Below are 17963 nucleotides of genomic sequence, written 5' to 3' on the forward strand. Positions count from 1 at the left end.
CTCTCTCACGGACGGCTCCCTTGTCTGAGATTTGCAACAACCTCATTCTGGCACAACTGATGCCGTAGGGGGCCGTCCACCCCATCAACCACGAACGTTGGTTGTTGCGCGTCGCCGGAACGACGAGCGCCGTTCACGACATCCGCCGCGGGGTATGGGTCCCTGCTTTCGCAGGGACGACATTGAGTGTGCGGATCGGCGTTCACCTGACTTTCAAGTCGCGGGCCGCTTGGCGTCCGTGACCAGCTCGACCTTGCCGTCGGTCAACCGATAGACCGCGCCGACGATCCTGAGCTTGCCCTGATCGACCGCGGCGCTGAGGATCGGCGTCGCCGATTTGAGCTTCGCGACGTTATCGATGACGTTTTGCCGGATGGCGTTGGCGAGCCGGTCGCCCGGCTTGCCCTCGGTCGCCTTCACGGCCGGCTCGATCGCATTGACCAGCGAGGGCAGATGGCCGGGCAGGGTGGTGTTGTCCTTCAGCGACTTGATGGCGGCGTCGACTGCCCCGCAGCTGTCATGTCCGAGCACCATGAACAGCGGCGCGCCGAGCACGAGCGAAGCATATTCGAGGCTTGCGATCGTCTCGTCGCTGGCGAAATTGCCGGCGACGCGGCAGACGAACAGATCGCCGCGGCCGGTGTCGAAGGCGTATTCCGGTGCGATGCGGGAGTCCGCGCAACTCAGGATGCCGGCGAACGGATTCTGTCCGCCGGCCAGCGCCTCGCGCTCGTGCTTGAAATCATGCCGCCGCGAGACGCCGTCGACATAGCGCAGATTGCCCTTCACCAGCCGGTCAAGTGCCGCGTCCGGCGCCAGCACGTTCTCTGGCTTCGGGGGTCGTTTTGTCTCCTTGGCGGAAATCGGCCGCGCAAAGGCAAGGCCGGCGGTGCATGCCGCGGCGGCGAGGAAGCGGCGCCGGGAGGTTTGGCCGGGAGTGACTTCGCAGATCTGGCACATCAAGGTTCTCCGTGAACAAGGACCGCTTCCGCGCGATATTTGTAGGTCATGGGCTGTGGCTTCGCAACGACACGATTTCAGACCCGCGTCGAGGGACCACGACTTTGCCGTCCGCCTCACGCGCTCTCGTCAGTCGCGCATTCCGCGTCCACCGCATCCCACACCGCGTTCGTGACGATCGCGACCCGCCCCTCGTATCGGGTGAGACGCAAGCAATGAACATCTGAGTTGGGTCAGACGCCAAGCGAAATTCTGAAAAGCCGAACGAATTGATCCGGATTGACCGCCTGCAGGAAGGGCATCGCTTCGCTCCACCCATCCTGCCAGTCCGAGTCGTCGATCGGGCAAAAGCGACGCCGGCGAATAACCAGTGGGTTATGAATAACGGGAACGTCCAGTGTCAGGACCGGGAGCGCTGAGCAGCAAGTATTTCACCAACCTTAGATCGCTGGAGATCCCGCTTGACTCACCCATAGCTGGCTCGTTATACATTAATCCATAACCGTGGGGTTATTGATTGCAAATGCCGGACGCTCATGATGTGCTGTTTCGAACCCTCGCAGACCCGACCCGTCGGGCCATCTTCGAGCGCCTGTGCCGCGAGGGCGAGCAGACCGTCGGCGCGCTGACGGTGCGTGCGAAGATTTCGCAGCCGGCGGTGTCGAAGCATCTCGGTGTGCTGAAGCATGCCGGGCTGGTGCGCGACCGCCATGAAGGAAGGCAGACGCATTACAGCGCGCAACTCGGCGCGCTGGCGCCGCTGATCGACTGGACCAGCCAGATGGCGGGCTTCTGGCAGAACCGGTTCGACCACCTCGAAGATCTTCTCAAAAGGATGGACCAATGAACAAGACCACCGCTGAAACGCGCGCCGCGATCGTCGAGCGCGAATTTGCCCATCCGCCGGAAAAGCTCTGGCGCGCACTGACGCAACCGCATCTGATCGAGGAGTGGCTGATGAAGAACGACTTCAAGCCCGAGGTCGGGCACAGCTTCAATCTGCGCGGCGAATGGGGCGGCGTGCTGGACTGCAAGGTGCTCGCCGTCGAGCCGCACAAGACGCTGTCCTACACCTGGAATTTCGCGCATGAGGACGCCGCCTACAATCTCGAGAGCGTGGTGGTCTTCACGCTGACGCCTACGCGCACCGGCACCCACCTGCGCGTCGAGCAGTCCGGCTTCCAGCCGCATCAAAAGCAGGCCTATGGCGGCGCCCATGCCGGGTGGAAGCAGTTCCTTGAGAATCTCGATCAGCTGCTGGTGCGCGAAGGCTGACCGTCTCTCTCTCTCTCTCTCTCTCTCTCTCTCTCGTCATTGCAAGCCAACGGGTCGGCGCGCAGCGCCGCCCGATGACAGGCTTCCGCGAAGCAATCCATCGTGCTGCCGCATACACGGATAGATGGATTGCTTCGTCGCTTCAGCGCAAAATTGCTTTGCAATTTTGTCGTGAGCTGCTCGCAATGACGGTTCTACCGAACATCACCCAACGGGAGGTCCCATTGAACTGGAACAACTGGATCAGGCAATTTCACCGCTGGCTCTCGATCGCCTTCACGGTCGCCGTCATCCTCAACATCATCGCGATGGTCGTGCAGCAGCAGGCCGTCTGGATCGGCCTGCTGGCGCTGTTCCCGCTGATCTTCATGCTGCTCAGCGGCCTGTATTTGTTCGCGTTGCCCTATCTGACGCCGCGGCGCGTGCATGGGGGATCGACCTCGGGCTCACAAGTGTGATTGCATGGTGTGATTGCTCGGAGCAGGCGAGGAACGCGAGGCAGACATGACGGCATCGGAACGTATCGACCAGATGATCGAAGATCTCACCGACTGGCGCGGCAAGACCCTCGCCAGCCTGCGCAAGAGCATCCTCGCTTCCGACCCTGATATCATCGAGGAGTGGAAGTGGATGGGCAGCCCGGTGTGGTCGCGCGACGGCATCATCGCGGTCGGCAACGCTCACAAGGGCAAGGTCAAGCTGACTTTCATGTATGGCGCGCAGCTCCCGGACCCCGACAAGCTGTTCAACACCGGCTTCGAGGGCAATGTACGGCGCGCGATCGATCTGTTCGAGGGCGACAAGATCAACGCCCCGGCGCTGAAGGCCCTGATCCGCGCCGCGATCGAGCTCAACCAGGCCAAATCCAGGAAGCCTGCGAAGAAACCTGCGAAGAAGCCGGCGAACAAGGCGGCCGCGGGGACCCGCGCGGCGGCGAAGAAGAGGGCGTGAGCTGGGCCGGCATGCGGCCCGCTGACCCGATCGAACCGAGATGATCAACACCAGGCTCGCCACATCGTCGGATGCGGAATCCGTCTCCGCGCTGCTTGAGGCCAACAGCGGCGCCCGCGGCGGCATGCTGCTCGGGCAATGGCCGCGCAAGGTGATCGAGACACGCATTTCAAGCGGGCAACCGATCGTCGTCGCGACCGACGAAGAGGGCAGGTTGCTGGGCGCGCTCCTGACGTCGGAAAAGGGATTTGGCGAGACCCCGCCGGTGCAGGCCATGTTGAAGGCCTGGCCTGGCGGTCCCAATGCGTATGTGTACGGTCCGGTGTGCGTCTCCCCGGACGCACGCGGCCTTGGAGTCCTTGACGCGTTGTACGCGAAGCTTCAGGCGACATTTCCCGGCCGCGAGGCAATCCTCTTCATCAGGGAAGACAATCCACGCTCGCTCAAGGCGCATCTGCGGCTCGGCATGCGCGAGGTCGCACGATACGATCTCGACGGCAAGATCTTCATTGTCCTGAGCGACAGGTCCGACGCCCGGCCATAGCCGGGCGTAACCGGACTGGACCCGCAACCACGGTTGCGGCCGTCATGCCTTCGTATGCACGATGACCGGACCTGAAACGGCAGTGGCCTGCCCGACCAGCAAGGGACCGAGATTGTCGTCGATCCAGGCCAGCGCGCGGCGGTTGGCTTCCTCGGCGCCGGCATGATTGTTGAAGACACTGATCGCGGTGACGGTGTCGTCGCCGGCATAGACCACGTAATAGGCCATGAAGCCCTCGACGTCGCTGATGATCGGGATCGCGCCTTCCTTGATCCGGCGCGCGAGTTCTTCGGCGGTGCCGGTCTTTGCCTTGGCCTGACGGATGGCGGCATACATGAGCTTGCTCCTTCCGGCTCGATCGATCGGGGCGCGCTTGGCGCGCATGCGCGATCGTACGCCGGCTCGGTCGCGGACGCTATCGGGAACGGGTGCGGATCAGACGAAGCGCCTGGCCACGAACGGATTTGGTGTACGGCGATCGGCCGTGAGCCTCGGCAGCCGTGCGAGATCGGCAGATGGCGGCGGCGATGTTGGCCGCGGCGCGGGCGCAGATTCCGGTTGCTGGAGAAACAGCGTGGCCTCGAACAGCACGCCGGGGGCCTGCTTGGCCGTGCCCGAGCACACCGCGCGGTTGCCGCTGAAGGAGCCCGTCAGCTGCGCCTCGACCTCGTCACATCCGAACACGGTGGTGAACGGACCATCGGCATATCGGTGCGTCGTCAGGACCGCCGTGAAGCGGTCCTCGTCGAGCTGATAGGTGCCGCCATAGATGAACATGGCGTCGCCGCCGCTGATCCTGCCATTTGCCAGCCGGACTATTCCGGTACCTTCGCCGTGCGGCGTCCGGAACCACGCCGTATATTGTCCGTCTCTTTGCATGATCGTCATACAAACAGAAACCCTGCGTTGTCCTCTCCCTACGTTGCAAGCGGTAGGACTGCTACTGCGGGTTGTCGCAAGGGTTAACGAACCGAGAAGGGGATCGTGCGACTTGCGCCAAGAGGTATCGGACTGGTGCGCGAGATCGCGCGAGTGCATGCGACCGGTCACAAGAGCCTTTTCCGTTCCGATTGAATCGGAACGGGGCTCTTGGTTTGTTTTGACGCGTTTTCTTCACGCGAACCGGCGCCCACTTCGCTCGAAAACGCTCTAAACGCCACGGCCCTCGCCAGGGGAGCTGGCGAGGGCCGTGTTGATACACCGCGCCGCGCCTAGGTTCGCGACGAGATGTGGGAGCTCGTGAAGGTCTTACTCAGGCATGATCCTGTTCCGGAAACCGGTTCGCATATTTCGGGATCGTGCCGCTAGAAGGGCAAGAGCACGTCGAGAACCTGCTGGCCGTAGCGCGGCTGTTGCACGTCGGTGATCTGGCCGCGGCCGCCATAGGCGATGCGGGCCTGGGCGATCTTCGAGGAGTCGATGGTGTTGTCGCTCTGGATGTCCTCCGGGCGCACGATGCCGGCCACGATCAGCTCGCGGATTTCGAAGTTGACGCGGATCTCCTGCTTGCCCTCGACCACGAGATTGCCGTTCGGCAGCACCTGGGTGACGACGGCGGCGACGTTGGTCTGCAACGCTTCCTGGCGATTGACCGAGCCCTTGCCGTCGCTCGAGGCCGTCGAATCGGCGGTCAGAATGCGGCCGGGCAGGATCTTGTTGGCCTGCGTGATGGTCTGCGAGCCCAGGAAATTGGTCACCCCGGAATCCTCGGTATTGGTGCGGCTGCGCTGGGTCTCGTTGGCGATCGCGGCCTTGTCGGTGAAATTCACCGTGACAGTCAGGATGTCGCCGACGCGCGCGGCGCGCTGGTCCTTGAAGAAGGCGCGGGAGCCGCTGCGCCACAGCGAGTTCGGACTGTAGGAGGCGACCTCGGGCTTCGGCATCGGCATCTGCACCGGCTTGTAGCCGGGCTGCGCGGTCGGGTTCTCGATCTCCGTCAACTTCGGCTTTTCACCGATCTGGGAGAGGCGGTCGATCGACGAGCAACCGCTGACGATCGTTCCGAGTGCGAACAGCGCACCGGTCAGGATGAGGCGGTTGATACGGTACTGGGACATGAACTTTACTCGGCGTTTGGTGCGACTGAACTCAGCTTGACGGGAGCGGAATCTGACGACGTGGCGTCGGCGCCGGGTGCTGTGCGCGGGGTCGAGACCGAGATCGAGACCTCGCCGCGGCCGGTGACGACGCCGGAGACGGCGCGCTTGGACTGCAAATTCATCACACTGACGACGTCGCCCTCGGCGCCGCCATCCATCGCCTTGCCGCGGATGGTGAGGTAGATGCCGGCAGTGCGGTAGATCAGCGTGACATTCTGGTCGCGGGTGACGAGATCGGGTTTCGCCATGTCGGCGACGCGCAGCGCCTGGCCGGTGCGGAGCTGGCGGCGGACCTGCATGCCGACGGCGCTGTCGCGCACCGCCGCGTCGTTGCCGATTTCGGCTTTCGGGCGCCGCTCGACCACGACGTCGGAGGCCTTCAGCACGTCGCCGCGCTCGACATTGCGCGTCAGCACGGCGGCCTCGATGGTCTCGATCGCGGTGCCGGTGAGGCGCAGCTTGTACGGCGCCGAGCCGGCGTCGTTGCTGATTTCGAAAGTGACGTCGAAGCGCGTCGAGCGCGGATCGTAGCGCACGGCGATCGGCTGCATCGCGCCGGTATTGGTAGCCTCGAGGCGGAGGTCGCCGGGATCGCGGTCGAACGTCAGTGCGATATTGCCGGCCTTGCCGAGCCCGTGGCGGCCCTCCAGCGCGCGCGACGCCTGCTGCTCGATCTCCTTGGCGTCGATGGTGCGCGCAAGCCGCGTGACCGTGATCTCCTTTAGCTCGCGGGTATCGACGCCGATCACCTGGTGGGTGCGCAACACGTTCAGCACTTGCGCGACCGGCAGCGTGCCGGTGGTGCCGAGGTCCGGCGCGCGGTAGATCGCGATGCTGCCGGCGCTGCCGGCATTGTCGATGAGGTCACCGACCCGCACGATGTCGTCCGCGACCGTGATGCTGGCGCGCAGCGTCGGCACCGCGATGGTCTCGCTGCGGCTTTGCGCGGCTGATGGCGCCGCGGTGGCCGCGAGGAGCGCGGCTGCGATCAGGAATGAGCGAGCGATCATCGACATCATCCTCAGCGGAACAGGTTGGAGGTCGACTGCATCATCTGGTCAGCGGCGGAGACCACCTTCGAGTTCATCTCATAGGCGCGCTGGGCGGCGATCAGGTCGGAGATTTCCGAGACGACCTCGACATTGGCCTGTTCGAGGTTGCTCTGCTGCATGTCGCCATAGCCGTCGGTGTTGGCGATGCCGTCCTGCGGCTGGCCGGAGGCCGGCGTTTCCGAAAACAGATTGTCGCCGATCGGCATCAACCCGGCTTTGTTGATGAAGCGGGTCAGGCCGATCTGTCCGACATTGGTCGATGCGGTCTGGCCGGGCAGCGTCACCGAGACCTGGCCCTGCGCATTGATGGTGAGGCCCGAGGCATTCTGCGGGATCGTGATCGTCGGCTGCAGCAAATTGCCCTGCGCATTGACGATGCGGCCCTGGTTGTCCATCTGAAACGAGCCGTCGCGGGTGTAGTTGAAGGTGCCGTCCGGCATCAGGATCTTGAAGAAGCCTTCGCCGCGGATCGCGATGTCGAGATCGTTGCCGGTCGGCGACAGCGTGCCCTGGGTCATCATCCGCGGCGTGCCGACGGTCTTTACGCCGCCGCCGAGGTCGATGCCCATCGGCATGATGGTGTTCTGGTCGGAGGCCTGCGCGCCGACCCGGCGCACATGGTCGTAGATCAGGTCCTGGAACGCGGCGCGCTGCTTCTTGTAGCCGGTGGTGCGCAGGTTCGCGATGTTGTTGGAGATCACCTGAACGCTGAGTTCCTGTGCCGCCATCCCGGTCGCAGCAGTATAAAGTGCGCGCATTGGTCAGTCCCCCGGATCAGTTCGGCACGTCGGCGAGCTTCTCGATCGCCGATTTGTGCAGGTCGCTCTGCTGCTGCAGCAGCGAGGCGATTTGGGTGTAGGTCCGCGTGATCTCGATCATGCGGCTCATCTCGACGACGGAATTGACGTTCGCCTTCTCGATGAAACCCTGGCGGATCTGGGCCTTGGTGTCCGGCAGCGGCGCCGCGCCTTCGCCCGGCGCATAGAGGTTGGAGCCCTCCTTCAGCAGGCGCTGGGCCTGCGCGAACGACACCAGCCGCAGCTTGCCGCGGATCGAGTCGAGGCGGGACGTGCCCTCGAGCACGGAGATGTTGCCGTCGGTGGCGATGTTGACGTCATGGTCGGTCTGCTGGAACGTGATCGGGCCGGCGGTGCCGAGCACCTGGTAGCCCGAGGCGGTGACCAGCTGGCCGCGATTGTTGATCTGCAGATTGCCTTCCCGGGTGTAGCGCTCGCCGGCCGGCGTCTGCACCACCAGGAAGGCATTGCCGTCGATCGCGACGTCGAGCGGGTTCCTGGTTTCTTCGGTCGGGCCCTGCGAGAAGTCGTGGAAGGTCGCGCGGTCCTGCACGAAGGAGACGCGGCGGTCGGAGGACGCGAAATTGTCCTCATGCGCGTTCGAGGACAGATATTCCTGGAACAGCGACCGGTCGGCCTTGTAGCCGTTGGTGTTCATGTTCGCGATGTTGTTGGAAACGACATCCATCTGTCGTTCCAGCACCATCTGCTTCGATAGTCCGACCAGAAGCGTATTCTGCATCGGCGGTTCTCCCCTGTGAGGTGATCCGATTGCGAAAGGTTCTCCCAAACCTTCACGCCGGACCGGCGGCAACCATCGGGTTCTCCCAAACCCTCTGACTACGCCGTCCTCTCAGCGAAAGCCGTGCCAACTCGAAATAACAAGGTGTTTGAATGGGTTAGCTGTTTGGCCAGGCACCGTGAAGGGCGGCAGAAAGGTCTTGTTGACCATGTTTGCCCGGCAGTTTTTTCCTAGTGGAAGGTAAATCCTAAGCTTCCGTTAACCATTACGACCCTAGCGTTGCCGGCATTGGGGCGCGTGTGCGCCGGCGGCATTTGTATCGCGTCTTCAGGCCAAAGCTGGGGCAAATCGCGTTCGCATCCTTCAGGTTGAAGCGAGCGGACGATGGCGGACGAGGAAAAGACGGAAGGCGGCGAGGGCGCGGCCGCTCCGAAGAAGGGCAAGTTCAAGCTGATCATTGCCGTCGTCGGCTTCCTCGTCGTGCTCGGCGCGGGCGCGGGTGGATGGTTCTTCTTCATGCGCGGCCACGGTGAGGAACAGCATGCCGAAGCGCCGCCGCCGAAGCCGCCGAGCTTCGTCGACGTGCCGGACATGCTGGTCAATCTGGTCGGCGCCCCCGGCGAACGCGTGCAATATCTCAAGCTGAAGCTCGTGCTCGAGATCAAGGAAGAGAAGCAGGCCGAGGCGATCAAGCCGGCGCTGCCGCGCGTCACCGACCTGTTCCAGACCTATATGCGCGAGCTGCGTCCGAGCGACCTCAACGGCTCGGCCGGCCTATTCCGCCTCAAGGAGGAACTGACCAAGCGCGTCAATCTCGCGCTGGCGCCCAACCAGGTGAACGCGGTGCTGTTCAAGGAAGTCGTGATCCAGTGACGGGGTGGATGTAAAGCCATGGCCGGCAACGACCAGATGGACCAGGACGCCATTGCGGCCCAGTGGGAGGCCTCGCTCGATTCCGAGGATCCCGCGGCGGCCGCGGCGGAAGCTGCCAAGAACGAGCTCACCGAGAACATGGCGCTGCAATGGGCCGCCATGGTCGAGGACGGCAGCCGCGACTTCGGCGGCAAGAACACCAACGGCGAGCGCGTGCTGTCGCAGGAGGAGATCGACAATCTCCTCGGCTTCACCGTCGGCGACGTCAGCCTCGACGATCATTCCGGCATCCGCGCCATCATCGATTCGGCGATGGTGTCCTACGAGCGTCTGCCGATGCTCGAAATCGTGTTCGACCGCCTGGTGCGGTTGATGACGACATCGTTGCGCAATTTCACCTCCGACAACGTCGAAGTCTCGCTCGACCGCATCACCTCGGTGCGCTTCGGCGACTACATGAACTCGATCCCGCTGCCGGCGGTGCTCTCGGTGTTCAAGGCGGAGGAGTGGGAGAATTTCGGCCTCGCCATGGTCGACTCCAACCTGATCTATTCGATGATCGACGTGCTGCTCGGCGGTCGCCGCGGCCAGACCCAGCTCAAGATCGAGGGCCGGCCCTACACCACGATCGAGACCAATCTGGTAAAGCGGCTGGTCGAGGTGGTGCTGTCGGATGCCGAGCAGGCGTTCCGGCCGCTGTCGCCGGTCACGTTCTCGATCGACCGCCTCGAAACCAATCCGCGCTTTGCCGCGATCAGCCGTCCGGCGAATGCCGCGATCCTGGTCCGCCTGCGCATCGACATGGAAGACCGCGGCGGCAATGTCGAACTGCTGCTGCCCTACGCCACCATCGAACCGATCCGCAACGTGCTGTTGCAGATGTTCATGGGCGAAAAATTCGGCCGCGACCCGATCTGGGAAGGCCATTTCGCCACCGAGGTCGCGCAGGCCGAGATTTCAGTCGATGCGGTGCTGTACGAGGCCGATATCCCGCTGAAGGAGCTGATGAAGCTCAAGGTCGGCGACACGCTGCCGCTGGATATCCGCTCCGACGCGCTGGTCTCGGTCCGTTGCGGCAACGTCACCCTGACGGAAGGCCGCATGGGCCGCGTCGGCGACCGGGTCGCGATCCGCGTCACCAAGAATTTGCGTAAACCCCAAACCACCTTCGCGATGTTCGAGAAGGCGGACGAGCGGACCAAGATGATGGAGGCACCATGAGTCATGTGCTTGGACTAGCAATCGAGAGTCTGGTGGCCGTGCTGCTGATGCTGACGATCGGCTATTGCTGGCTGCTCAACAAGCGGCTGCAGCGGCTGAAGGCGGACGAGCATTCGCTGAAGGCTGTCATCGCCGAATTGATCACCGCGACCGAGATCGCCGAGCGGGCGATCGGCGGGTTGAAGCACGCGGTGCGCGACGTCAACGAGAACCTCGGCAACCAGCTCGACGCGGCGACGCAGATGTCGGCGCAGTTGAGAAACCAGCTCGCGGAAGGTGACCACGTGGTGCGCCGGCTGTCCAAGATCGCGCTGGCCGCGCGGCCGCCGGAGCCCGCGCACGCACCGGCACAAGCAGCTGCGCCTGCCCCGCCAGTGGCGCCGGCGCCCAGGGTTTCCGCCGCGCGCGCGGTTGCCGCGGCGGCTGAAGCCTTCACCGAGCGCAGGAGGGCCGGCGGCCTCGCTGCATGAAGTTGCTTCGTGACATCAGAGTGATGCCTGTGGTGCTGGTCGCGATCTTCGGCCTGATGGTGCTGAAGGTCGCGGGCCTCGTGCTCGATGGCGGTTACGTGTTTGCCGACGATGCGCCGCCGGCCGGCCCGGCCGGCCCGTCTTGGGCGCAGCAGAACTTCAACTTCCCCGGCGCTCCCAAGGCGGTGGCCGACAGCAAGATCAAGGCCGATCCCAACGACATCACGGGATCGGTCGAGGGCAAGGACGCGAAGAAGGACGAGGCGCCGAAGCCGGCCGCACCGGCCGCGGAGCCGTCGAAGCCCGACGGGGTGGTGATCAATCTGGATGCGCCCGCGCCGGTATCGGCATCGGAGCGCGCGATCCTGGAACGGCTGCAGTCGCGCCGCCAGGAGCTCGAGACGCGCGCCCGCGAGGTCGAGATCCGCGAGAGCCTGTTGAAGGCGGCCGAGAAGCGCATCGAGGCCAAGGTCGAGGAGGCCAAGGCCAACGATGCCAAGACGAATGCCGATGCGGCGGCCAAGGCGGAAGCCGACGCCGCCCGCTTCAAGGGCATCGTCACCATGTACGAGAACATGAAGCCGAAGGACGCGGCCAAGGTGTTCGATCGTCTGGAAATGAACGTGCTCTACCAGATCGCCTCGCAGATCCAGCCGCGCAAGATGTCCGACATCCTCGGCCTGATGCAGCCCGAGGCCGCCGAGCGGCTCACGGTCGAGCTCGCCCGCCGCGCCAGCGGCGACAAGTCGGCGTCAACTGACGATCTTCCCAAGATCGAAGGCAAGATGCTCGCGCCGAAGACGAATTGACAGAGTCTGTCGTCAGGTTTTCGGAAGTGGAGACCGGTGCAGATGGACGATCTTCCAATCCGAGGCTTACTTCGCGATCACGAATGTGACGCGGCCGAGGCTGCTATAAGGCTGGCCATCCTTCATGACACCGGAGATGGTATCGAACCCGGCAAGCACCACCGTGTTCTCGTCGACCAGCAGAGTCTCTGCGCTTTGCAGGGCCACGGTGTTGGGACGCGAATTGAGGATCGCCACTTCGAAGTATTTGCGGATTTGCTCCGGCTTCGTCATGACGACCTTGCCGAACGTTCCGATCATCGTCGCTTCCGGGGCATAGAGATTGACGATACCGTCAAGGTCGGCGTCAGCGAAGGCTTTGCTCCAGCGAGTGAGGCAGCAGTGCTGCTTCCGCGTTGCGATAAATCATTATTGCCAATCAACATGGCGGCTTAACCGCTTCGATGCCCGTCCGGCCGAGTTCGCCAAGTCTCCCGATCCAGTGCAAAGGACAGGCTGGCACAAGGCTCGCTTCCGCAAATCGCCGGCCTGACCAGTCACGATCCTTCGCCGATATAGGCGGGCTAAGGCGGCTTGCGCCCCCTTCTTGTTGCCCCTTGGGGTACATCCGCGCCGAACGGCGCGAAGGTCGTTGCGACCGAGCCATCGCAGACATTGCCAAAGTGCTTGATGCGAGTCTAGCATTGGCGTGAGGGAGGCGAGCGCGAATTCGCTGTTTTGGAGTCTTCCGTGATTGCGGTCGCATGGACCGCCGCCTGAGTTGATTGATTGAATTGCTCATTTGTGCCGGGCAGCGAAAGCTGCGCCCGATCAGAGATTGAATTTTTAGTCACCAAGAAATTTCGAGGAAACCAATATGCGTAGCCTGTTCATGATGCTTGTCGTCATCGCCACCACCGATCTGGCATGGGCCCAATCCGAACTGGTCAAACGGGGCGATTACCTTGTCAACGGCATCCTAGCTTGCGGCAATTGCCACACGCCCAAGGGACCAAGCGGTGATGTTCTGGAGAAGGCGTTCTCGGGCGGAGGATACTGGGACGAGCCTCCCTTCACGGTGCATGCCGCCAACATCACGCAAGACAAGGAAACAGGCATCGGAAACTGGAGCGATGCCGATATCAAGAAACTGCTGCGGACTGGGCAAACCCCAAAGGGTGTGCATACCGCTATGGTCATGCCGACCAGCTTCTATCACATCTTGACGGAAAACGATCTCGACGCGGTTGTCTCATACTTGCGCACCATCACGCCGGTCCACAACAAGGTGCCCGATCCGATCTACAAGGTGCCTCAAGTCGAGAACGTTCCGCCGGGCGGCGAGAAGCCATTCGCCGAAACGATGATGAGCGACAGGGCGCAGAAGGGATTCTATCTCGTCACGATCGCACATTGCATGGCGTGCCACACGCCGATTGGTCCGAGGGGACGAGAATACATGAGCAAACTTGGCGCGGGTGGCGTCAAATTTTCTGGGCCGTGGGGTGTCTCGGTTTCACGCAACATCACGCAGAACAAGACCAACGGGATCGGCACATGGAGCGACGACGAGATCAAACGTGCGATCACCGAAGGTGTTCGCCGCGATGGTGGCCGTCTCGGTCGACCGATGGGATACCATTACTATGCCCGGATCAGTTCCGATGACCTTGATGCCGTCGTAGCGTATTTGCGCACGTTACCTGGCAGCGCGGAGTAAGCCTCGTTGCAAGGACAAATCTTGTCCGGTCACAGCCGCGGCAGCGGGCCCGTGGCTCACTCCAATTTTGCCAAGATAGTGTGCACCGCTATCTGTCCAGCTAAGCGGCGCTCGGAACAAGCTTCAGCTTCAGACCGAGCGCTTTTGTCGCCTTGTTCAGGGTTTCAATAGTCGGATTGCCGCCGGGCCGGAATGATTTGTAGATCACTTCGCGGCTTAAGCCAGTTTCGCGCGAAAAACTGCGATACGCCGCGAGCCTTGGCAATGTCGCCGATAGCTGTCGCGATGAACGAGGGATCGTCCTCTTCCAGCGCCGCTTCGAGATAGGGGATCTGCTGCTCGAGCGTCTTCAGATGATCCTGGATGTCGAACTGGGTCGTTTTGAGCGGCATCTCAAATCTCCTTCACCATCTTCCGGGCCGCCTTGACGTCCTTGCTTTGGGTTCGCTTGTCGCCACCGCAGAGCAGGAGGACGATGGTTTTGCCTCGGCGCGTGAAATACACCGGCAGCAGCGGCAGGTCCGAAACAATCCGTTGACGTTAACAGCTCCTTAACGCCGCCCGATCCAAGATCGGGACGCGTGGGCGAGGGCGCTTCGCGCTGGCTTGGCTGAGATCTCAAGAAGACGTTTCGAGATGGCGCGAACGGCTGCCGCTGGAACATGGTCGCTAGGCCGCGCCTTGGCGCGGACTGCGCGTCTGTGCCTGCTCGCCGCCGGCCTTGCTGTCGCGACCCCCACATATTCGACCGCCGCGCTTGCCGAAGACCCGGTGCCGGGTGAGGCGACATTCTCGGCCGCGAACGGCTATGCCCGGCTGGTGCTGAAGCTGAAGGAGGATGTCGAATCGGAGGTGACGACCGCCGGCTCGATCATCGTGATCCGATTCAAGCGTCCGGTCGATATCGCCGTCGAGAAATTGTCGGATGCGGTGCCGGATTATGTCGGCGCCGCGCGCCGCGATCCGGACGGTTCGGCGATCCGCCTGTCGCTGGCGCGCCGCGTCACCGTCAACACCATGACCGCGGGCGAGCGCATCTTCGTCGATTTCCTGCCCGACGCCTGGACCGGCCCGCCGCCTTCGCTGCCGCAGGAGGTGATCCGCGAGTTGGCGGAGCGCGCCCGCGCCGCCGAGCGGCTGCTGCGCATCCAGCGTGCTGCCGATACCGCAAAGAAGAAGCCGCCGATACGCGTCCGCGCGCTGGTGCAGCCCACTTTCGTCCGCTTCGTGTTCGAGGTTCCTGACGGCGTCAGCGTCTCCTCGGTGCTGAACGAGCAGAAGCTGACGCTGTCCTTCAACTCGGTGCTGAGCTTCGACCTTGCCGATGCCAAGGTCGCCGCGCCCCCGAACGTCGCGTCGATCAGCGCGCGCGCCGACACGGATACGTCAGCGGTCGACGTGACGTTGATTGGCGATGTCGACGTGCATTCGTTCCGCGACGAGAAGAACTACATCGTCGATGTCGCCTTCCAGCCGAACGAGCAACAGCAGGCGGCAAAGCCCTCGTTGAGCTCGTTGTTGCCGACGCGGGGCAAACCGAAAGGTACAGCGGCGATCGCACCGGTGACGTCGGAAAGCATCGCGCAGCAGGCCAAGATCGAGATCAAGCCTGAACCACCCCAAGCGGAGCAGGCCAAGTCCGATCTTGTCAAGTCCGATCCTGTCAAGTCCGAGCCGCTGCAATCGGAGCCGGTCAAAGCCGAGCCAGTCGCGGCCGAACAACCGGCGGCCGCGCCCGTCAAGATGGAACAGCCGAGATCGGAGCTTCCCAATTCGGAGCTGCCGAGGATCGCGGCCGTACCGGCGGCCGACGTCGAGAGCGCTACGGCACCGGCCACGCCGCGCGAGGGCAGCGCCGGTGCTGCGGCGGAGCAGAGCAAGGCGCCTGTAAGCGAAGCGCCGAAGCCTGTGCCGACTGTTGCGGCCGCGCCGGCGATGGAAGCGCCGACGCCCACTGCCGTGCCGTCGCCGCCCGCCGAGGCCCGCGCCGGTGGAAGGCCCGCGGTCGACGCCCAGCGCGACAGCGACGGGCTACGGGTGACGTTCTCATTCCCGGGCGCGACGCCGGCGGCGATGTTCCGCCGCGCTGACACGGTGTGGATGGTGTTCGACACGCCTGAGGCGATCGATGTCGATCCGATCCGGGCCAAGGGCGGCTCGCTGATATCCGATGTCAGCCGGATTGCGCTGGACAAGGGCCAGGCGGTGCGCTTCCGCCTCAACCGGCCGCAGATGCCGTCGCTCGAAAGCGACGACCGCTCGCGTGGCGTGAGCTGGACGCTGACCTTCGCCGACCGGGTGCAGAAACCGCCGCTGCCGCTCAGCGTGGTGCGCAACATCAGCGAGCCCTCGCTTGCCAATGTCAGCGTGCCGCTCGCCAGTCCCGGACAGCTCCACAATATGGTCGATCCCGACGCCGGCGATACGCTCTGGGTGGTGACCGCGCCACCACCGACCCGCGGCATCATCAAGCGGCAGGACTTCGTCGAGCTCTCACTGCTGGAATCGATCCACGGCGTCGTGGTTCATCCGAACGCCGATGACGTCAAGGCGGAGGTCGGCGCCGACAAGGTGATGCTGGGCCGGCCCGGCGGCTTGACGCTGTCCTCGGCCGACGTCGCCGCCGAGCGTGCGACCGCGGCGGTGAAGCCGCTGTTCGATCCGGACGCGTGGCGCAAGAACCAGTCGGAAAATTTCCTGAAGCAGCTCGACGGTTTGATTGCGGCGGCTTCAACGGCCACCGCCGAGCAGCTGCCGCGGGCGCGGCTCGATCTCGCCGAGTTCTACATGGCGCGCGGCATGTACCAGGAAGCGCATGGTGTCGCCAACCTGACCCTGTCGGAAAGCAAGCGGGGCAGCGAGACGGCGTCCGTGGTGATGGTGCATGCAGTCGCCAGCATCCTGATCGGGCACCCGGCGCAGGGCCTGAAGGATCTCGCCAATCCCGTGATCGGCAATGGTTACGATTCCCAATTGTGGAAGGGACTAGCCTTCGCCCGCGAAGGCAAATGGGCCGAGGCGCGCGAAAAGTTCAAGAACGCCGAATTCGCGGTCGCGACGCTGCCGCCCGACCTGCAGCGCATCGTCACCATGGACTCGATGAAGGCCTCGCTCGAGGTCAAGGACTATGCCGGCGCCGCGCGGCGCAACAGCGATCTCGACGTGGTCGGCGTTCCCGACGAGCTCAAGCCTGCGGTTGCGGTGCTGCGCGGCCGGCTCGCCGAAGCGCTCGGCCAGGAGAAGGATGCGCTCGACGCCTATCGCTTCGCCGCCAATTCGGCCGACCGGCATGCCGCCGCCGAAGGCAAGCTGCTGGAGACGTTGCTCAAGCAGAAGCGCGGCGAGATCGGCCGCGACGATGTGCTGAAGGAGCTTGAGCTATTGTCGATGCTGTGGCGCGGTGACTCCATCGAGCTGAAGACGCTTTACATGCTGTCGAAGATCTACGCCGAGACCGCGCGCTATGCCGACGCCTTCGCGGTGACGCGCGCCGCGACCCGGCTGCAGCCGAACGCGCCGGAATCGCGCCAGGCGCAGGATGCGGCCTCGGCCTTGTTCGTGCAGCTCTATCTCGGCCCGAAGGGCGACGAGATGGCGCCGATCGATGCGCTCGGCACCTTCTACGACTATCGCGAATTGACGCCGATCGGCCGCCGCGGCGACGAGATGATCCGCCGCCTCGCCGACCGCCTCGTCGGCGTCGATCTGCTCGACCAGGCCGCCGACCTCCTGCAATACCAGGTCGACAAGCGGCTCGAAGGCGCGGCGCGCGCCCAGGTCGCCGCGCGGCTTGCGATGGTCTATCTGATGAATCGCAAGCCTGACCGCGCCATTGGCGCGCTGCGCTCGACCCGGATCGCGGACCTCTCCGGCGAACTTCGCCAGCAGCGGCTGCTGCTCGAGGCGCGCGCGCAGAGCGACGTCGGCCGGCACGACCTTGCGCTCGACATCATCTCGAACATCACCGGACGCGAGGCGATCCGGCTGCGTTCGGACATCTACTGGGCGTCGCGGCACTGGCGCGAGGCGTCCGAGCAGATCGAGCTCTACTACGGCGACCGCTGGCGCGACTTCACGCCGCTCAACGCCAGCGAGAAGGCCGACATCATCCGCGCTGTGGTCGGCTACGCGCTCGCCGAGGATGCCATCGGGCTGTCCCGGTTCCGGGAAAAATACGCGCCGCTGATGTCCGGCGATGCCGACAGGCTGGCGTTCGACTCCGCCAGCAAGCCGGTCGCCACCTCCAGCGCGGAATTCGCCCAGATCGCGCGGATGGCCGCCAGCGTCGACACGCTCGACGGCTTCATCCGCGAGATGAAGACCCGCTTCCCCGACGCCACCGCCCGCGCGCCGCTGCCCGATCCGGTCGCGACCGGATCGCTGCCTGAAAAGGCGAAGGCCGCGCCGCTGAGCGCGCTGCCGCTCATCAAGGGCGAGCGCCGCGCCGGCGCGACGCCGTAGCGGCGCCGGC

General features: G+C 64.0%; 21 protein-coding genes. 11 read left to right on the top strand and 10 right to left on the bottom strand.

What is annotated here, in order from left to right; genetic code table 11:
- Nucleotides 1-213 precede the first annotated feature (213 nt).
- On the bottom strand, nt 214-960 hold the full coding sequence (locus tag ABIB78_RS19365; RefSeq protein WP_429027431.1) for a carbonic anhydrase: 747 nt from the start codon (nt 958-960) through the stop codon (nt 214-216).
- A gap of 523 nt (nt 961-1483) precedes the next feature.
- Here ABIB78_RS19365 and ABIB78_RS19370 point away from each other — a divergent pair.
- The 5 genes from ABIB78_RS19370 to ABIB78_RS19390 all read left to right on the top strand — a co-directional run bounded on the left by ABIB78_RS19370 (nt 1484) and on the right by ABIB78_RS19390 (nt 3730).
- Nucleotides 1484-1807, top strand: coding sequence for an ArsR/SmtB family transcription factor (locus tag ABIB78_RS19370; protein WP_429027433.1), 324 nt, complete (start codon nt 1484-1486; stop codon nt 1805-1807).
- The gene (locus ABIB78_RS19375; RefSeq protein ID WP_429027435.1) at nt 1804-2235 is read left to right on the top strand and encodes an SRPBCC family protein; all 432 of its coding nucleotides are present in this window, start codon (nt 1804-1806) and stop codon (nt 2233-2235) included. The genes ABIB78_RS19370 and ABIB78_RS19375 overlap by 4 nt, the downstream gene beginning before the upstream one ends.
- A 224-nt stretch (nt 2236-2459) precedes the next feature.
- Entirely contained in the window at nt 2460-2693 is a 234-nt protein-coding gene (locus ABIB78_RS19380) for a hypothetical protein (RefSeq protein ID WP_429027967.1), read from the top strand.
- A gap of 46 nt (nt 2694-2739) precedes the next feature.
- On the top strand, nt 2740-3186 hold the full coding sequence (locus tag ABIB78_RS19385; RefSeq protein ID WP_429027437.1) for a DUF1801 domain-containing protein: 447 nt from the start codon (nt 2740-2742) through the stop codon (nt 3184-3186).
- 40 nt (nt 3187-3226) lie between these two features.
- On the top strand, nt 3227-3730 hold the full coding sequence (locus tag ABIB78_RS19390) for an N-acetyltransferase family protein (RefSeq protein WP_429027439.1): 504 nt from the start codon (nt 3227-3229) through the stop codon (nt 3728-3730).
- A gap of 42 nt (nt 3731-3772) precedes the next feature.
- Here the strand turns inward: ABIB78_RS19390 and ABIB78_RS19395 are convergent, their stop codons facing one another.
- The 6 genes from ABIB78_RS19395 to flgF form a co-directional block, all read right to left on the bottom strand.
- A complete protein-coding gene (locus tag ABIB78_RS19395; RefSeq protein WP_429027440.1) occupies nt 3773-4066 on the bottom strand; it encodes an antibiotic biosynthesis monooxygenase in 294 nt (97 codons plus the stop codon).
- 99 nt (nt 4067-4165) lie between these two features.
- Nucleotides 4166-4609, bottom strand: a complete 444-nt coding sequence (locus ABIB78_RS19400; protein ID WP_429027443.1) for a hypothetical protein — start codon at nt 4607-4609, stop codon at nt 4166-4168.
- 425 nt (nt 4610-5034) lie between these two features.
- Nucleotides 5035-5787, bottom strand: coding sequence for a flagellar basal body L-ring protein FlgH (gene flgH / locus ABIB78_RS19405; RefSeq protein ID WP_429027444.1), 753 nt, complete (start codon nt 5785-5787; stop codon nt 5035-5037).
- A 5-nt stretch (nt 5788-5792) separates the two neighbouring features.
- Nucleotides 5793-6848 (bottom strand): flagellar basal body P-ring formation chaperone FlgA, encoded by a 1056-nt coding sequence (gene flgA, locus ABIB78_RS19410; RefSeq protein ID WP_429027446.1) that lies wholly within the window; start codon nt 6846-6848, stop codon nt 5793-5795.
- Nucleotides 6849-6850: 2 nt separating this feature from the next.
- Nucleotides 6851-7639 (bottom strand): flagellar basal-body rod protein FlgG, encoded by a 789-nt coding sequence (gene flgG / locus ABIB78_RS19415; RefSeq protein WP_429027447.1) that lies wholly within the window; start codon nt 7637-7639, stop codon nt 6851-6853.
- A gap of 16 nt (nt 7640-7655) precedes the next feature.
- A complete protein-coding gene (gene flgF, locus ABIB78_RS19420) occupies nt 7656-8420 on the bottom strand; it encodes a flagellar basal-body rod protein FlgF (protein WP_429027449.1) in 765 nt (254 codons plus the stop codon).
- A 384-nt stretch (nt 8421-8804) separates the two neighbouring features.
- Here flgF and fliL point away from each other — a divergent pair, with 384 nt between their 5' ends.
- The 4 genes from fliL to ABIB78_RS19440 are packed head-to-tail and all read left to right on the top strand — an operon-like array spanning nt 8805 to nt 11793.
- Nucleotides 8805-9293: a flagellar basal body-associated protein FliL gene (gene fliL / locus ABIB78_RS19425; RefSeq protein WP_429027451.1), complete on the top strand. Its 489-nt coding sequence runs from the start codon at nt 8805-8807 to the stop codon at nt 9291-9293.
- Nucleotides 9294-9311: 18 nt separating this feature from the next.
- On the top strand, nt 9312-10514 hold the full coding sequence (fliM, locus tag ABIB78_RS19430) for a flagellar motor switch protein FliM (RefSeq protein WP_429027452.1): 1203 nt from the start codon (nt 9312-9314) through the stop codon (nt 10512-10514).
- Nucleotides 10511-10984 carry a DUF6468 domain-containing protein gene (locus ABIB78_RS19435; protein ID WP_429027454.1) on the top strand — a complete coding sequence of 158 codons (474 nt, stop codon included), beginning with the start codon at nt 10511-10513 and terminating at the stop codon, nt 10982-10984. Before fliM ends, ABIB78_RS19435 begins: the two co-directional genes overlap by 4 nt.
- On the top strand, nt 10981-11793 hold the full coding sequence (locus tag ABIB78_RS19440; RefSeq protein ID WP_429027457.1) for a MotE family protein: 813 nt from the start codon (nt 10981-10983) through the stop codon (nt 11791-11793). The genes ABIB78_RS19435 and ABIB78_RS19440 overlap by 4 nt, the downstream gene beginning before the upstream one ends.
- 66 nt (nt 11794-11859) lie before the next feature.
- Here ABIB78_RS19440 and ABIB78_RS19445 read toward each other — a convergent pair whose 3' ends face one another.
- Nucleotides 11860-12195 (bottom strand): YybH family protein, encoded by a 336-nt coding sequence (locus ABIB78_RS19445; RefSeq protein WP_429027969.1) that lies wholly within the window; start codon nt 12193-12195, stop codon nt 11860-11862.
- Between the two features lie 454 nt (nt 12196-12649).
- Between ABIB78_RS19445 and ABIB78_RS19450 the strand changes: the two genes are divergently transcribed.
- A complete protein-coding gene (locus ABIB78_RS19450; RefSeq protein ID WP_429027459.1) occupies nt 12650-13492 on the top strand; it encodes a c-type cytochrome in 843 nt (280 codons plus the stop codon).
- Nucleotides 13493-13592: 100 nt separating this feature from the next.
- Here ABIB78_RS19450 and ABIB78_RS19455 read toward each other — a convergent pair whose 3' ends face one another.
- Both ABIB78_RS19455 and ABIB78_RS19460 read right to left on the bottom strand, forming a co-directional pair.
- Nucleotides 13593-13700, bottom strand: a complete 108-nt coding sequence (locus tag ABIB78_RS19455) for a hypothetical protein (protein ID WP_429027461.1) — start codon at nt 13698-13700, stop codon at nt 13593-13595.
- On the bottom strand, nt 13657-13884 hold the full coding sequence (locus ABIB78_RS19460; protein ID WP_429027463.1) for a DNA-binding protein: 228 nt from the start codon (nt 13882-13884) through the stop codon (nt 13657-13659). The genes ABIB78_RS19455 and ABIB78_RS19460 overlap by 44 nt, the downstream gene beginning before the upstream one ends.
- Before the next feature lie 244 nt (nt 13885-14128).
- Here ABIB78_RS19460 and ABIB78_RS19465 point away from each other — a divergent pair, with 244 nt between their 5' ends.
- Nucleotides 14129-17953 carry a tetratricopeptide repeat protein gene (locus ABIB78_RS19465; protein ID WP_429027465.1) on the top strand — a complete coding sequence of 1275 codons (3825 nt, stop codon included), beginning with the start codon at nt 14129-14131 and terminating at the stop codon, nt 17951-17953.
- Nucleotides 17954-17963 lie beyond the last annotated feature (10 nt).

It is taken from the genome of Bradyrhizobium sp. I1.14.4 (assembly GCF_050435825.1).
Lineage (GTDB): Bacteria > Pseudomonadota > Alphaproteobacteria > Rhizobiales > Xanthobacteraceae > Bradyrhizobium.

Coding starts and splice junctions, on each gene's coding strand:
- ABIB78_RS19385 (WP_429027437.1), top strand. CDS start 2,740: ATGACGGCATCGGAACGTATCGACCAGATGATCGAAGATCTCACCGAC.
- ABIB78_RS19390 (WP_429027439.1), top strand. CDS start 3,227: ATGATCAACACCAGGCTCGCCACATCGTCGGATGCGGAATCCGTCTCC.
- ABIB78_RS19465 (WP_429027465.1), top strand. CDS start 14,129: ATGGCGCGAACGGCTGCCGCTGGAACATGGTCGCTAGGCCGCGCCTTG.
- ABIB78_RS19370 (WP_429027433.1), top strand. CDS start 1,484: ATGCCGGACGCTCATGATGTGCTGTTTCGAACCCTCGCAGACCCGACC.
- ABIB78_RS19435 (WP_429027454.1), top strand. CDS start 10,511: ATGAGTCATGTGCTTGGACTAGCAATCGAGAGTCTGGTGGCCGTGCTG.
- fliM (WP_429027452.1), top strand. CDS start 9,312: ATGGCCGGCAACGACCAGATGGACCAGGACGCCATTGCGGCCCAGTGG.
- ABIB78_RS19365 (WP_429027431.1), bottom strand. CDS start 960: ATGTGCCAGATCTGCGAAGTCACTCCCGGCCAAACCTCCCGGCGCCGC.
- flgA (WP_429027446.1), bottom strand. CDS start 6,848: ATGATGTCGATGATCGCTCGCTCATTCCTGATCGCAGCCGCGCTCCTC.
- ABIB78_RS19460 (WP_429027463.1), bottom strand. CDS start 13,884: ATGCCGCTCAAAACGACCCAGTTCGACATCCAGGATCATCTGAAGACG.
- ABIB78_RS19375 (WP_429027435.1), top strand. CDS start 1,804: ATGAACAAGACCACCGCTGAAACGCGCGCCGCGATCGTCGAGCGCGAA.
- fliL (WP_429027451.1), top strand. CDS start 8,805: ATGGCGGACGAGGAAAAGACGGAAGGCGGCGAGGGCGCGGCCGCTCCG.
- ABIB78_RS19395 (WP_429027440.1), bottom strand. CDS start 4,066: ATGTATGCCGCCATCCGTCAGGCCAAGGCAAAGACCGGCACCGCCGAA.
- flgF (WP_429027449.1), bottom strand. CDS start 8,420: ATGCAGAATACGCTTCTGGTCGGACTATCGAAGCAGATGGTGCTGGAA.
- flgH (WP_429027444.1), bottom strand. CDS start 5,787: ATGTCCCAGTACCGTATCAACCGCCTCATCCTGACCGGTGCGCTGTTC.
- ABIB78_RS19400 (WP_429027443.1), bottom strand. CDS start 4,609: ATGCAAAGAGACGGACAATATACGGCGTGGTTCCGGACGCCGCACGGC.
- flgG (WP_429027447.1), bottom strand. CDS start 7,639: ATGCGCGCACTTTATACTGCTGCGACCGGGATGGCGGCACAGGAACTC.
- ABIB78_RS19440 (WP_429027457.1), top strand. CDS start 10,981: ATGAAGTTGCTTCGTGACATCAGAGTGATGCCTGTGGTGCTGGTCGCG.
- ABIB78_RS19450 (WP_429027459.1), top strand. CDS start 12,650: ATGCGTAGCCTGTTCATGATGCTTGTCGTCATCGCCACCACCGATCTG.